The sequence below is a fragment of the Bradyrhizobium sp. USDA 3240 genome (assembly GCF_054063295.1).
Genome location: NZ_JBSSGD010000002.1, coordinates 887525 through 901015 on the forward strand (window position 1 = coordinate 887525; position 13491 = coordinate 901015).

At 65.2% G+C, this 13491-nt stretch carries 13 protein-coding genes; 6 read left to right on the forward strand and 7 right to left on the reverse strand.

Annotation, left to right across the window (positions count from 1 at the left end; genetic code table 11):
* Window positions 1-280 precede the first annotated feature (280 nt).
* Both ACVIGA_RS04855 and ACVIGA_RS04860 read left to right on the forward strand, forming a co-directional pair.
* Entirely contained in the window at window positions 281-895 is a 615-nt protein-coding gene (locus ACVIGA_RS04855; protein ID WP_456665497.1) for a tetratricopeptide repeat protein, read from the forward strand.
* 90 nt (window positions 896-985) lie between these two features.
* Complete coding sequence (locus ACVIGA_RS04860) at window positions 986-1408, forward strand: cupin domain-containing protein (protein ID WP_456665498.1); 423 nt, start codon at window positions 986-988, stop codon at window positions 1406-1408.
* 37 nt (window positions 1409-1445) lie between these two features.
* Here the strand turns inward: ACVIGA_RS04860 and ACVIGA_RS04865 are convergent, their stop codons facing one another.
* The gene (locus tag ACVIGA_RS04865; RefSeq protein ID WP_456665499.1) at window positions 1446-2615 is read right to left on the reverse strand and encodes an acyl-CoA dehydrogenase family protein; all 1170 of its coding nucleotides are present in this window, start codon (window positions 2613-2615) and stop codon (window positions 1446-1448) included.
* A 149-nt stretch (window positions 2616-2764) separates the two neighbouring features.
* On the opposite strand from ACVIGA_RS04865, the gene ACVIGA_RS04870 reads away from it, so the two are divergent.
* Window positions 2765-5122 (forward strand): Orn/Lys/Arg family decarboxylase, encoded by a 2358-nt coding sequence (locus ACVIGA_RS04870; protein WP_456665500.1) that lies wholly within the window; start codon window positions 2765-2767, stop codon window positions 5120-5122.
* Window positions 5123-5140: 18 nt separating this feature from the next.
* The gene (locus ACVIGA_RS04875; RefSeq protein ID WP_456665501.1) at window positions 5141-5701 is read left to right on the forward strand and encodes an N-acetyltransferase family protein; all 561 of its coding nucleotides are present in this window, start codon (window positions 5141-5143) and stop codon (window positions 5699-5701) included.
* A gap of 344 nt (window positions 5702-6045) precedes the next feature.
* Here the strand turns inward: ACVIGA_RS04875 and ACVIGA_RS04880 are convergent, their stop codons facing one another.
* Window positions 6046-6267 (reverse strand): dodecin, encoded by a 222-nt coding sequence (locus ACVIGA_RS04880; protein ID WP_456665502.1) that lies wholly within the window; start codon window positions 6265-6267, stop codon window positions 6046-6048.
* 240 nt (window positions 6268-6507) lie between these two features.
* Between ACVIGA_RS04880 and ACVIGA_RS04885 the strand changes: the two genes are divergently transcribed.
* The gene (locus tag ACVIGA_RS04885; RefSeq protein WP_456665503.1) at window positions 6508-7089 is read left to right on the forward strand and encodes an HdeD family acid-resistance protein; all 582 of its coding nucleotides are present in this window, start codon (window positions 6508-6510) and stop codon (window positions 7087-7089) included.
* 64 nt (window positions 7090-7153) lie between these two features.
* Here ACVIGA_RS04885 and ACVIGA_RS04890 read toward each other — a convergent pair whose 3' ends face one another.
* Window positions 7154-7540: a COG4315 family predicted lipoprotein gene (locus ACVIGA_RS04890; protein WP_456665504.1), complete on the reverse strand. Its 387-nt coding sequence runs from the start codon at window positions 7538-7540 to the stop codon at window positions 7154-7156.
* A gap of 144 nt (window positions 7541-7684) precedes the next feature.
* A complete protein-coding gene (locus ACVIGA_RS04895) occupies window positions 7685-8425 on the reverse strand; it encodes a bestrophin-like domain (protein WP_456665505.1) in 741 nt (246 codons plus the stop codon).
* Window positions 8426-8582: 157 nt separating this feature from the next.
* Here ACVIGA_RS04895 and ACVIGA_RS04900 point away from each other — a divergent pair, with 157 nt between their 5' ends.
* Window positions 8583-9527 carry an ornithine cyclodeaminase family protein gene (locus ACVIGA_RS04900; RefSeq protein ID WP_456665506.1) on the forward strand — a complete coding sequence of 315 codons (945 nt, stop codon included), beginning with the start codon at window positions 8583-8585 and terminating at the stop codon, window positions 9525-9527.
* A gap of 109 nt (window positions 9528-9636) precedes the next feature.
* Here ACVIGA_RS04900 and coaA read toward each other — a convergent pair whose 3' ends face one another.
* The 3 genes from coaA to ACVIGA_RS04915 all read right to left on the reverse strand — a co-directional run bounded on the left by coaA (window position 9637) and on the right by ACVIGA_RS04915 (window position 13488).
* Window positions 9637-10599, reverse strand: coding sequence for a type I pantothenate kinase (coaA, locus tag ACVIGA_RS04905; RefSeq protein ID WP_456665507.1), 963 nt, complete (start codon window positions 10597-10599; stop codon window positions 9637-9639).
* 151 nt (window positions 10600-10750) lie between these two features.
* Window positions 10751-13009 (reverse strand): xanthine dehydrogenase family protein molybdopterin-binding subunit, encoded by a 2259-nt coding sequence (locus tag ACVIGA_RS04910; protein WP_456665508.1) that lies wholly within the window; start codon window positions 13007-13009, stop codon window positions 10751-10753.
* On the reverse strand, window positions 13006-13488 hold the full coding sequence (locus ACVIGA_RS04915; protein ID WP_456665509.1) for a (2Fe-2S)-binding protein: 483 nt from the start codon (window positions 13486-13488) through the stop codon (window positions 13006-13008). The genes ACVIGA_RS04910 and ACVIGA_RS04915 overlap by 4 nt, the downstream gene beginning before the upstream one ends.
* Between the last annotated feature and the right edge of the window lie 3 nt (window positions 13489-13491).

Sequence of the window (13491 nt, forward strand, 5' to 3'; positions counted from 1 at the left end):
ATCGCTTTGCTCATCCGGGCTACACGCATTGACGCCGGCCTGCCCTTCACACTGCCCTTGTGCGACCGGCGCAATTCTAACACCGATGTTAGTTTCCACTCCGCCGTCCGATGGTGCGATCAAAACATTCGGCCAGCGCACACATGCGAGCGCGACGTCCGGAAGCGACAGTGCGATTGCCGCATCGGCAAACAATTTTTCAAAGCGCGCGGAATGCTCTCCTCGATCGGGAGTTAGTGCTTCAGAGCAATGACTGTTCACGTCTTTTCGGGAGGTGCGCATGATCAAGTCACCGATGAAGCTCACAACGCTTGCGGCAATTCTGACAGCGCCTATCGTCCTGTTCCCACCGCACACCGCCATCGCCGCCGGCGGAGGTGGTGGCGGCGGTGGGGGCGCAGGCGGCGGAGAGCTCTACGGGTCGAGCTACAGCACTCCCACGCCGGCCTATCCTCAGGACAAGGGCAGGAAGACCACGCACAAGATCAAGAAGCCGATCAAGCAATCCGGATTCGACGATCCCGCCTTCCGCGACGGCTATCGCGCGGCCTATGCGACGATCTACGAACGCAACGACTACACCGCGGCGATCGATCAGTTGCATGCGCTCGGCCGTGACGATCATCCGAACGTCGCGAACCTCATCGGCTACTCCTATCGCAAGCTCGGCGACTACAAGCAGTCGCAGGTCTGGTACGAGCGCGCGCTGAAGGCCGATCCGAACCACGTGCTGACGTGGAACTACTACGGCCTGTGGCAGATCGAACAGGGCAATCGTGACCAGGCCCAGTATCATCTGCAGCGGATCGCCGAGATCTGCGGCACCGACTGCGAGGAGTATCGGACGCTGGCGGCGGCGCTGGAGAAGCCGCCGGGTACGAACCTCGTCTACTGAGCGCGCTTCGCGCGTCCGGGCGATACGCGCCGTTGGCTTCCTTCGGCGCCGTCCGCTATCGTGGGCTCGCAAACCATTTGCGAGTCCGTCATGCCCGACCTGATCGATTTCGGCACGTTGCAGCTCAAATTCCTGCAGAGCAAGGAGACCACCGGCGGCAGCGTCGATCTGTTCGAGATGACGCTGCAACCGAACGCCCGGATGCCGATTCCGCACTATCACGAGAGCTGGGACGAGACGATCTACGGGCTTTCCGGCGTCTCGACCTGGCGGGTCGACGGCAAAGAGATCGACATCGGGCCCGGCGAATCGGTGTTCATCAAGCGCGGCATCGTGCACGGCTTCACCAACCCCTCGAACGGTCCGGCAACCTGCCTCTGCCTGCTGAGCCCCGGCGCGCTCGGACCGCAATATTTCAAGGACATGGCGGCGCTGATGGCGGGGGGTGCCCCCGATCCAGCCAGGATGAAAGAGACGATGCTGCGCTACGGCCTGGTGCCGGTCGCCTCCTGACCGCTCGGCGAGAGGCTTGCACCGCCGACGGCCCTGCTCAAAACCGGGTCGTGCCGAGCGGCAGACCGAGCTTTACGCGGCCCACCAGCCCGTAGCTGATCGGGGTCATCGCGACATGCTTGATCGCAGCCTGGACGTCGCGGATCGATCGTTCGAGCGTACCGGTCTCGAAGATCGCGGCCGTGCCGGCGGCCGCCGCGATCATCTCGACGACGCGCGCGGCGGTTTCGCCGGCATTGGCGCAGGCGATCCGGTGCAGCAGCCGCGCTTCAATCAGCCGCTCGCCTCCGGCCTCGCTCGCCGCCATCAGCTCCGTCATGTCCTCGACCAGCAGCGCCCGCGCCGACCGCAGCGCCGCTTCGGCACGGCCGACCATCGCCTGCACCAGCTCGCCGTCGCGGAGCTGGCCGCCGCCACCGAGCCGCGGCTTCTTGCCCGCGAGCGCGATGAAGGCGTCGAGCGCGCCGCGGGCGATCCCGAGCGGCACCACCGAGACCGTCCAGGAGAACGCCGCCAGACCCGGCAGTCGGTATGGGATACCCGGCTGGGTCGGCTTGAAGTCGACCAGCGGATGGGTGTGGCTGGCAGGCACGAAGCAATCCTGCATCTCGAAGTCGCAGCTTCCGGTGGCGCGCAATCCGGACACGAACCAGGTGTCGTGGAGGCGGACGTCAGCGCGATCGACGTAGCAGCAGATCGGCGGGCTCTCCTTGCCGTCGGGACCCCTTACGCTCGCGAGCCCCATGAACCTGGTGGCGTGCGGCGCGCCGCTGCCGAACGGCCAACGCCCGCTGATCCGATAGCCGCCCTCGACTTCCACTGCCGTCCCGATCGCCCCGGTGGCGCTCGCGATGAACGCCAGCGGATCGGCGAACCAGCCCCGAACGACCTCCTCCGGCAGATAGCCGCCGGCCCGGCTCATGCCGCCGCCATTGCCGACCAACCAGCCCACCGAGCCGTCGAGCGCGGCGGCGGCCTCGACGATTGTCATGAAGTCGAGCGGCGAGAATTCCGGCCCGCCCAGCGCCTTCGGCAAATACAGCCGAAACATTCCGGCCTCGGCCAAGGCGCGGACCACGGCGTCGGGAAGCCGGCGCTCACGGTCGAAATCCGCCCGTTGCTCGGCAATCAGCGGGGCCAGCCGCTCGAGCGCGGCCAAATGGCCGGCAACAATGGGCAAGTCAGGATCTTGGGCAGGCTGGGGCATGACGCCTTCCTTTTGCGAAAGCTGGCAATTTCGGGAGTTTCACCGCGGAGACGCGGATTTGGCCATGGCGCCTGGCGTCGCAGCGGGATTGTCATCTCTTTGTCATGAATTGTGCAGACAGGTTCAGCGGACCAGTTTCGGGGACATGCATGGACTATTTCAAACGCTTCAACTTCCTGTTCGCCGCGCCGGTTTTCGAGGCTGACGACCTCGAGGGCATCCGTTTCAACCAGATCATCACCGAGATCGAACGTTCCGGCTTCGAAGTGGTCCGCGCCCGCAAGCTCGAAGATGCCGAAATCGCGGTGCAGACCGATGCGGCGATCGGCTGCATGGTGGTCGACTGGGGCAAGAAGGGTCTCGAGGGCAAGACCGCGGCGCTGATCAACTTGATGCGCCGGCGCGGCCTCGACTTCCCGATCCTCCTGCTGATCCGCCGCAAGCGGTTCGAGGACCTGCCGGTCGAGGTGCTCGATTTCATCGACGGCTATGTGTTCCTGTCCGAGGAAACCCCCTCCTTCATCGCCAAGAACCTGATCTCCAGGCTGAAGCAATATGCCGAGAACCTGAAGACCCCGTTCTTCGGCGCGCTGGTCGACTATGCCGAGGAAGGCAACCAGCTCTGGACCTGCCCGGGCCACAATGGCGGCGTGTTCTACAGCCGCAGCCCGATCGGCCGGGTGTTCGTCGAGCATCTCGGCGAGGCGGTGTTCCGCGACGACCTCGACAATTCCGTGCTCGACCTCGGCGACCTCCTCACCCATGAGGGGCCGGCGCTGCGGGCGCAAAAGGAAGCCGCCAAGATCTTCGGCGCCGAGAAGACCTATTTCGTGCTCAACGGCACCTCGACCTCCAACAAGGTCGCGCTCGGCTCGCTGGTCACCGACGGCGACCTCGTGCTGTTCGACCGCAACAACCACAAGGCCGCCCATCACGGCGCGCTCCTGATCGGCGGCGGCATCCCGGTCTATGTGCCGACGGTGCGCAACGCCTGGGGCCTGATCGGCCCGATGCGCTGGGACCTGCTCGACGAGGGCACGCTGCGCGACCAGATCCGCAAGCACCCGCTGGTCAAGGACGAGAACGCCTGGAAGAAGGAGCGTCCGTTCCGCGTCGCCGTGGTCGAGCAATGCACCTATGACGGCACCATCCACTCCGCCGAGATGATCCTGAAGCGGATCGGCCATCTCTGCGACTACATCCTGTTCGACGAGGCTTGGGCCGGCTTCATGAAATTCCACCCGATCTATTCCGGCCGCTTCGCGATGGGACTTGCCAATCTCGGCCCCGAGGCGCCTGGCATCATCGCCACCCAATCGACCCACAAGCAGCTCGCGAGCTTCTCGCAGGCGTCCCAGATTCACATCCGCGACCGCCACATCAAGGGCCAGAAGCGCCGGGTCGAGCATCGCCGCTTCAACGAAAGCTTCATGCAGCACGCCTCGACCTCGCCGTTCTATCCGATCTTCGCCTCGCTCGACGTCGGCGCGCAGATGATGAAGGGCCGCTCCGGCGAAGTGTTGTGGGACGATACGATCCGGCTCGGCATCGAGCTGCGCAAGAAAATCCGCGCGGTGAAGCGCGAGTTCGAGGAGAAGGAGACGCGGGCGGAGCGGCGCTGGTTCTTCGAGCCGTTCGTGCCGGACCGCGTGATGATCCCCGACGCTGCGCGCGAAGGCGGCGTGCACAATGTCGCCTGGGAAACGATCTCGACCGATCAGCTCGCGACCAATCCGTCCTACTGGCAGCTCAGTCCCGGCCAAACCTGGCACGGCTTCCCCGAGCTGACGGAAGGCTTTGCGATGACCGACCCGAACAAGCTCACCTTGCTGACGCCGGGCTTCGATCACGCCACCGGCGCCTATGCCGACCACGGCATCCCCGCGCCGGTTGTGGCGCAATATCTGCGCGAGAACCAGATCGTCGCCGAGAAGAACGACCTCAACTCCCTGCTGTTCCTGCTGACACCCGGCGTCGAGGCCAGCAAGGCCGGCACGCTGGTGTCCGGGCTCGTCGCCTTCAAGAAGCTGCACGACGACAACGCGCTGGTCGAGGACGTCATCCCCGAATTCTTCCGCCGCCGCCCGCAACGCTACACCGGCGTGCGGCTGCGCGACCTTTGCGGCGACATGCACCGCTTCTTCCGCGACGGCGGCGTCAGCACGCTGCAGGCTAAGCAATTCCTGCCCGAGCACCTCCCCAAGATCGCGATGTCGCCGCGCCAGGCGGCGCAATATCTGATCCGCAACGACGTCGACTATCTGCCGATCGACCAGATCTTCGGCCGCATCGCCGCGACGCCGTTCGTGGTCTATCCACCCGGCATCGCCACCATCGTGCCCGGCGAGCGGCTGTCGGAACGCAGCAAGCCGATGATCGATTACCTCAAGATGTTCGAGGCGAGCTTCAATGCGTTCCCGGGCTTCGAGGTCGAGGTCCAGGGCATCTACAAGGAGATCGACGAGGCGGGCCGGGTCCGCTTCTACACCTATGTCGTGTCCGAATAGGCCAGCGGACGCAACACAATGGAGAATGATCACAAGATCACCGTCCGCCCCTCGCGTGACAGCGACGTCGATGCGATGCTGTCGATCTACCGCTATCACATCCGCCACGGCATCGAGGAAAGCGTCGACGATTCCGGCACGCCGGAGCCCGACGACCTGCGCGACCGCCGCAAGAATTTGCGCAACACCCGCCTGCCGCATCTGGTCGCGCTGTGCGACGGCGAAGTGGTCGGCTACGCCTATGTGGTCCAGTTCCGCAAGCGGCCGGCCTATCGCTACACGGTGAAGCATTCGATCTATATTCACCACGGCTTCACCGGCAAGGGCGTCGGCGGCCGGCTCTTGCAGGAACTGGTCGACACTTGCGCCGCTTCCGGCTTCCGCCAGATGATCGGCTATATCGACAGCGACAATGCCGCGTCGCTGGCGCTGCACGAGCGCTTCGGCTTCACGCGCGTCGGCCATCTGCCCGGCGTCGCCTATCGCTACGGCCGCTGGTCCGACACCGTGATGGTGCAACGCTCGCTCGCCGCCGGCGCCACCGCCCCGCCCCCACCCGCGCCGCTGTCGCGGCGGTGATGGGGGATGGGGACAACTTTCACCACTCGTCGTCCTGGCGAAAGCCAGGACCCATAACCACCGCGTTCGGTGATGAACGGGACGACGGCCCCAGCGTCGCACAACAATTGAGATTTGGGGTAATGGGTCCTGGCTTTCGCCAGGACGACGATGAGGATGGTTCTCGTTTCAAGCCATCACACACGGGGTGTCATCACCCGCGCATGCGGGTGATCCAGTATTCCAGAGACGGCTGTGCTTGAGCCGAGAAGCCGCGGCGTACTGGATCGCCCGGTCGAGCCGGGCGATGACAGTTGTGGATGCGATTCAGCTTCGCGCTCTCACGTTAAGCTGCCCTGAGCGCCCTATTCCAGCGTAAACCCGACCCGCAGCGACACCTGGTAGTGGCGGACCTTGCCGTCTTCGATATGGCCCCGGGTCTGCACCACCTCGAACCATTTCATTTCCCGGATCGTCTTCGAAGCACGGGTGACGGCGTTCTCGATCGCCGCCTCGATGCTCTTGTCCGATGATCCGACCAGTTCGAGGATCTTGTAGACGTGGTCCTTGTCGTGCGTGGTGGGCATGTCGACCTCCTGGGGTGGATGCGCGATCCGGACAATTTGCACTCCGATCCGGACAGTCCGTCGTCCGGTACGGGCTGTCGTCAAACCACGAATGCTGCGCGGCAACACACCGGTTGACTTGAATCAACGTGTTACAGCGCCTTTGGTGCCAGCATGCATTTGGTGCCAGCCGGGCGCCTGCCCTTGTCCGCGCCTTGACCTATGGTAGCATGGTTTGACCAAGTATTCGGGAGCGATACGATGTCGACAGCGTCCAGCTCACCCGCCACACCTCCTCACAGCCTCGGATCCGGGCTTGCCAACCTTCGCGCGAAATGGGGCTGGATCGTCGCCCTTGGCGTGATCTACCTGATCGCAGGCGTGTTCGCCTTCGGCAGCGTGTTCTTTGCCACCGTCGTCAGCGTGCTGTTCGTCGGCGCCATGATGATCGTCGCCGGCGTTGCCGAGATCATCAACGCCTTCCAGTTCAAGACGTGGGGCAAGTTCCTGTTCTGGCTGCTACTCGGCGCGCTCTATGTCGTTGCCGGCTTCATCACCTTCGAGAACCCGCTGCTCGCCGCAGCGACGCTGACGCTGTTCCTCGGCATCGCGCTGGTGGTCTCCGGCATCGTCCGCATCTTCCTGGCGTTCGGCATGAACTCGGCGGCGCCGTGGGGAATGGTCGCGATCTCCGGGCTGATCACGCTGGTGCTCGGGGCCATGATCCTGGCGCGCTGGCCGGTGTCGAGCCTCTATGTGCTCGGCATCTTCCTCAGCGTCGACCTGATCTGCGCCGGCGTCAGCTGGATCAGCATGGGCATGGCGCTGAAGCAGCGAGCGTGAGGCGAGATCGCAGGGAAAACGTAGGGCGTGTTAGCGAAGCGTAACGCGCCCTACGCAGTCCGCCCTACGGCTGCACGAGGTGCCAGGCGCCGTTGAGAAAGCCGTCGCCGGTGATGTCGCCGGCCTTCTGGTCCTTGGCGAAGGTATAGAGCGGCTTGCCCTTGTAGGCCCACTGCTTCGAGCCGTCGTCACGGGCGATGATGGTGTAGCCGCCTTCGGCCTTGTCGCTGGCTTCCGCCTTCAGCACCGGCCAGTTGGTCGCACAGGGACCGTTGCAGGCTGATTTTCCGTCGGTGTCCTTGTCGAAGGTGTAGAGCGTCATGCCCTTGGTGTCGGTCAGAACCGAGCCCTTCGCCGTGGTGCCGGTCTTGGTCGGCGGCGCGGCAAGCGCGGCGGATGCGAGTGCGAACGAAGCCGCGGCGGCGAGCGCGAGTGCGAGCGTTGTCTTCATGAGATCTCCCTTTCGAATGCAAATGGCTTGCATGCGTAGGACGCCGGAAGGCGCGCGCTATTCCGCCAGCGGCGCGGAAACAATTTCGGGCCGAGCGACGGGCGTAAGGGGAATAAAGCCGAGAACGCGTGCTGATACCGGCAGCTACCGCCTGATCTCCTCGGCCGCGCGCACCAGCGGGCGGTCGGAGAGCTGGATCGGGCCGGAGAACGGTGTGCTCATTTCGAGGATCAGATAGATCGCGGCCGCGACCAGCGCCGCGGCGGCGACATAGGTCGAGACCACGACCGCGTTACGCGGCGCGCGAAAGCCCAGCGTCGCGAACATCAGCGTCAGCCATCCGACCAGGATGCAGATCAGCGGCGACGGGAACGAACTGTCGGACTGCTCGACAAAGGTCCAGCGCTGCTGCACCGCCTGGCGATAGACCGACCGGGCCTCGTTCCACAACGCGATCTTCTGCTCGTCGTTGAACTTCAGCTCGCGGAGACTGGTGCCGACCTCGTCGAGCAGATGTTCGGACACCTCGTTCGCGCGCGAGATCGGGGCATCCTTGAGCGCCTGCTCGACATAGGCGACCAGCCGCTTGCGCGGCTCGTCGGCGCTGGGGCCGAGCGGCCGCAGGCTGCGGTCGAGCAGGATGAGGTCAGTGGCGAAGACGTGCAGATTGCGGTCAACCGCCGCATAGGTGTTGGCCGAATTGTTCATCATCAGACCGAGCAGCAGGGACGGCATGGTGACGAACAGGGTCGCGACCAGGCGTACCGAGGTATTGGTCTCGTCGCTGCGGTGATGCTCGCCGAGCCGGCCATGGACCGCCATGGTCGCAAGCGCGGCGCCGCCGAGCAGCATGAAGATCAGGATGGCGACGACGACTGCAACCACGGCTTGCAAGGACCTGCGAGAGAATCAGGCGCGCAGGATAGCAAGTGCCGCGCGGCGGCGCATGCCCGGTTGACTGGCCTTCCCTACGCGCTATCCAGTCCGGAGCGGCTTTGGCGCGCGCCGGCAGGCGCGCAAGGGCGCCCTGGGAGAGCAACACGTGCATATTGTCGACGACCACGAGGTCAACCGCGTCCTGACCTTTCCGATCCTGATCGAGGCGATCGAGGCCGCGCACCGGCGACCGAAGATCGCGGTGCACGACAGCTATCTCGGCGACGACAAGGGCCAGCAGCTGGTGACCCGCAGCGCGGTCGACGCCGGCCGCTTCATGATGACCAAGCTGTACACCAGCTTCCCGGGCAATCTCGCGCACGGCAAGCTGCCGGCGGTGCAGGCGGTCTGCGTGCTGTTCGACGGCAATGACGGGCGGCCGCTGGCGGTGATGGACGCCGCCGAGATCACCCATTGGAAGACCGCAGCCGACTCCGCGCTCGGCGCCAAGCACCTGGCGCGGCCGGATGCCGAGACGCTGCTGGTGGTCGGCGCCGGCGAGATGGCGCGCTGGCTGGTGCGCGGCCACCACACGGTGCGGCCGTCTCTGAAGCGGGTACGGATCTGGAACCGGACGGTCGAGCGCGCGCAGGAGCTCGCCGCACAGCTTGAAAGCGACGGCATCGCCGCCGATATCGTCACCGATCTCGACGCCGCGACACGCGAGGCCGACATCATCACCACCTGCACCCGCTCGCGCGAGCCGCTGGTGAAGGGCGCGAACCTGAAGCCCGGCACCCATCTCGATCTGGTCGGCGGCTTCACCCCCGACACCCGCGAGTCCGACGACGAGGCGGCGCGGCGCGCGCGCATCTTCGTCGACCGCCGCGAATCCGCTTTCGACGGCGTCGGCGACATCCTGCAGCCGATCGCCAGCGGCGCGATCAAGGAGAGCGACGTGCTCGGCGATCACTATGACCTCGCGACCGGCAAGGTCGCCGGCCGCCAGTCGGCCAGTGACATCACCTTCTTCAAGAACGCCGGCGGCGGGCATCTCGATCTGATGACCTGCGAGACGGTGCTTGCGCAGCTGGGGAAGGAGTTAGGGTGAGGATCGTAGGGCTGGTTAGCGAAGCGTAACCCGCCGACGTAACTCGATACGCGGAAAGGACGGCGGGTTACGGCTTCGCCTAACCCGCCCTACGCCATCATTCTCTACTTTACGTCTCCCGCAGCCAGACCTCGCCGATCGAATGGTCGGAGCGCTTGCGCAGCACGACGTCGGCCCGCGTCCGCGTCGGCAGGATGTTCTCCCTGAGGTTGGCGCGATGATGCTCACGCCACAGCCGCTCCGCGACCTCGCGCGCGTCGCCGGGCGGCAGGTCCCTGTAGTGGTGGAAATAGGAGGCGGGGTTCCGGAACGCGGTCGGCTGCAGCCTGAGGAAGCGCTCGACATACCAGGATTGGATGTCGGCCTCATCGGCATCGAGGTAGATCGAGAAGTCGAAGAAATCCGACACCACCACCGGCGCCGCGCCGCGCGCCAGCAGCACGTTGAGGCCCTCGAACACCAGGATGTCCGGCTGCTGGATGACCTGCCGTTCCGATGGCACGATATCGCCGATCAGATGCGAGTAGACCGGCAGCTCGAGCTCACCTTCACCTGCCTTTGCAGCCGCGAGAAACCGCAGCATCCGTGGCAGATCGTAGCTCTCGGGAAAGCCCTTGCGCCGCATCAGGCCGCGCTCTTCCAGAACAGCGTTGGAATGCAGGAAACCGTCGGTCGTCACCAGCGCGACGCGCGGGTGATCGGTCCAGCCGGCCAGCAGCGCACACAGCACACGGGCAAAGGTGCTCTTACCGACGCCGACACTCCCGGCCAACGCGACAATGTAGGGCGAATGGCGCGCCGGCCGGCCGAGAAACTCCGCCTTGACCTGCATCAGATTGCGCGCCGCCGAGAAATGCAGGTTCAACAGGCGCGTCAGCGGCAGATACACGTCGCTGACTTCGGCAGACGTGATCGGCCCGTTCAAGCCGCGGAGCGCCGTGAGATCGGCATCTGACAGTGTCAGCGACGTGCTGGAGCGCAATGCCGCCCAGTCGCCGCGGCCAAACATCATGTAGGCAGAGAGTTCGTCGGGGTGGGTCATTCTCATCCGTTCACGGTGAGCCTGATGCATCCCATCGATCTTGCCGAGGTGAAGCCGGATACGTCAATGGCCGTTGTGCGAAACGGAATCGTAGGGCGGGTTAGCGTTAGCGTAACCCGCCGCAACTCGACGTACGGAAAGACGGCGGGTTACGGCTTACGCCTAACCCGCCCTACGGTCCCTACTCCACGGCTTGCTGCGCCGGTGCATCCAGCGCCGCCGAGACCTTCGGCGGCGACATCGGCAGGCTGTAGAAGCGTTTGCCGAGCGCGTTGTGGACGGCGTTGGCGACTGCGGCCATGACGGGGACCAGCGGCACTTCGCCGACGCCCTTGACGCCCTGCGGATGCTTCGGGTTCGGCACCTCGACCAGCGCGCAGTCGAGCATCGGCAGGTCGGAACAGACCGGCATCCGGTAATCGAGGAAGCCCGGATTATCGACCTTGCCGTCCTTGTTGTAGATGTACTCCTCATTCAGCGCCCAGCCGATGCCCTGCGCGACGCCGCCCTGCAGCTGGCCCTCGACATAGCTCGGATGCACGGCACGGCCGACATCCTGCACGGCGGTGTAGCGGATCACGCGCACGATCCCGAGATCGACATCGACCTCGACGTCGCAAATGTGCGTGCCGAAGCCGCCCTCGGCGCCTTGGGTGTTGAGCTGCACGCTGGCGCCGATCGGGCCGCCCTGCGACGGTGCCTTCTCGGCGAGGTCGGCGAGCGTCAGCGGCTCGAACTGGCCGGCGTTTGGACTGACGGGATGCGCGGCGCCGTTCTCCCATTTCACGGCCTCAGGGTCGATCTCCCAGATCTTCGCCGCGCGCTCGCGCAAGGTCGCGATCACCTTGTCGGCCGCCTGTGTCACCACCATCGAGGAGGCGAACAGCACGCGGCTGCCGCCGGTGAGGTTGGAGAAGCCGACCGTCTGGGTGTCGCCGATGATCACCGAGATGCGCTTGTAGTCGATGCCAAGCAGTTCGGCACAGATATTGGCGATGCCGGCGCGCGAGCCGCCGATGTCGGGATGCCCCGTGGTGACGACGACATTGCCGTCCTCGGTGATGTTGACCTGCGCGGAGGATTCACCGCCGGCGTTGAACCAGAAGCCGGAGGCGACGCCCCTGCCCTGATATTTGCCGAGCGGCGCGGCATAATGCGGATGGTTCTTGGCGGCCTCCAGCGTCTCGATATAGCCGATGCGCGGAAACACCGGGCCGTGCGCCGCCTTGGTGCCTTCCTTGGCCGCGTTCTTCAGCCGCAGCGCCAGCGGATCGATCTTGAGCGCCTCGGCTAATTCGTCGAGCACGCATTCCACCGCATAAGCGCCGATCGGCGCGCCGGGCGCGCGATAGGCCGCGACCTTGGAACGGTTGGAGCAGACGTCAAAGCCTTCCGACAGCACGTGCGGAATGTCGTAGGGTGCAAAGCTGCACCCTACCGCGCCACGGATCGGCGAACCCGGGAAGGCGCCGGCCTGCAGATAGAAGCTGCCATGGGCAGCAACGATGGTGCCGTCCTTCTTGGCGCCGATCTTCACCGTGCTCTTCGAGCCCGAGGTCGGCCCGGTGGCGCGCATCACCTCCTCGCGGGTCATCACCATCTTGACCGGGCGGCCGGATTTCTTGGCAAGCAAGGTCGCGAGCGGTTCGAGATAGACGATGGTCTTGCCGCCGAAGCCGCCGCCGATCTCGGCGGGGATGGCGCGGATGTCGTTCTGCGGGATGCCCGTCAGCATCGACGTCATCGCGCGCACCATGAACTGGCCCTGGCTCGACGACCAGATCGTGGTCTTGCCGTCGGCCGCGACCGAGATCAGGCAGGCATGCGGCTCGATATAGCCCTGGTGCACCGGGCGCGTGGTGAACGAACGCTCGATGACGATTTCGGCTTCCTTGAAGCCTTGCGCGATGTCGCCCTTCTTGGATTCGATGCGGCCCATGATGTTCGAGGGCTTGCCGTCGAATCTGTTGAACTCGTGCAGGATCGGCGCGTCAGGCCTGAGCGCGTCGTCGATCTCGATCGCCCAAGGCAGCACCTCGTAGTCGACCTCGATCAGCTTGCAGGCTTCCGCGGCGATCGCCTCTGTGGTCGCGGCGACGGCGGCGACGGGGTGGCCGGGGAACAGCGCCTTGTCGCGTGCCATCACGTTGCGGCACATCCAGCGCATGTCCTGGATGCCGAGCATCACTGCGCCCTTCGCGATCGTGAAGTCGACGATGTCGCGCGAGGTGACCACCGCTTTCACGCCGGGCAGCGCCTCGGCCTTCGCGGTGTTGATCGACTTGATGCGGGCATGCGGATGCGGGCTGCGCAGCACCTTGCCCCAGATCATGCCCGGCATGGTGGTGTCGGCGGCAAACGCCGCGCGGCCGGTCACCTTGTCGACGCCATCGGGCCTGATGGTGCGCTGGCCGATCCATTTGTTGTTGACGACGTTCATGGCCGCATCTCCCGCATTTCGGCGGCGGTCTCCATCACCGCGCGGACGATCTTGTCGTAACCGGTGCACCGGCAGAGATTGCCGGCGAGCCAGAAGCGGACTTCCTCTTCGGTCGGATTAGAATTTCTGGCCAGCAGCGCCTCGGAGGCCACCAGCATGCCCGAAGTGCAGATGCCGCACTGAAGCGCGGCGTGCTCGAGGAATTTCTGCTGCAAGGGATGCAGCTTCTCGCCCCTGGCCATGCCCTCGATGGTCCGGATCTCGTGGCCCTCGGCCTCGGCCGCGAGCATCAGGCAGGAGCAGATCAGCCGGCCGTCGAGCGTGATCGAGCAGGCGCCGCAATCGCCGGAGGCGCAGCCCTCCTTGGAGCCGGTCAAGCCCAATTGCCCGCGCAAGGCGTCGAGCATGGTCTCATACGGCTCGCACAGGAATTCGACCGGCTCGCCGTTGACGGAGGTGGTGACGTGCAGTTTCGGCATGGT